Here is a 755-nt window from a genome sequence, read left to right as displayed (position 1 = left end):
CTATCTCTCACCATGGTGCTGATTAAGACGTTGTTATATTAGCCTTTATCGTCTCCGGCGACTGCAGCCTTCAACACGCAGCGTCAAGGTGATGCCAGAGCTTCATGCGCGCACGGAACCATGTGCGTTGGCGCTTGGCAAACTGCCGTGTCGCGATCGTCGCTTTTTCGCGCGCCTCATCCAGTGTCATGCGGCCGTCCAGGTAGCCCATTAGCTCCGGAACGCCGATCGCTTTACAGGAGGGAAAAGAGGGGTCATAGTGATCGCGCATGGCCTCCACTTCCACTATAGCTCCTTGGTCCAACATCAGGTCGAACCGTCGGTTTATGCGATCCAGCAGCCAGTCTTTTCTGGCGTCGAAAACAATCGGCACCGTGTTTTGAATATCCAGTATCGGGGCGGGGGTGTCAGCCTGCCAATCCGATAGGGATCGCCCGGTTGCGCTCTGAACCTCCCAGGCGCGCTGAACACGCGCGCGGTTTTGGGTGTCGATCCTCTGCAGGGTCAGACCGTCCAAACCCGCGATTAGTTCTTGCAACGGCAACTTATCCGCCTGTTCCCGGATTTCCGGCGGGGTTGCGGGGATATCGGCCATCCCCTCGGTCAGAGCTGTGAAATACAGACCGGTCCCTCCGACGATTATCGGACGAGGGCGTTGCGACAGCATCGGCGTGACCTCTCGCAGCCAATGACCAGTCGAATAGGTCTGGTCATAGGCAACATGCCCATACAAACGGTGCTGTGCGCGGGCCTCA

At 57.9% G+C, this 755-nt stretch carries 1 protein-coding gene; it reads right to left on the bottom strand.

The window, feature by feature from the left end; translation table 11 throughout:
* Positions 1-70: 70 nt before the first annotated feature.
* Positions 71-755, bottom strand: a 685-nt coding sequence (locus ACR0JX_RS19700; RefSeq protein ID WP_480545520.1) for a tRNA (adenosine(37)-N6)-dimethylallyltransferase, incomplete at its 5' end; no start/stop codon positions are given.

The organism is Ruegeria sp. AH7 (assembly GCF_056541325.1).
This window is presented reverse-complemented; position numbering and strand designations above follow the sequence as displayed.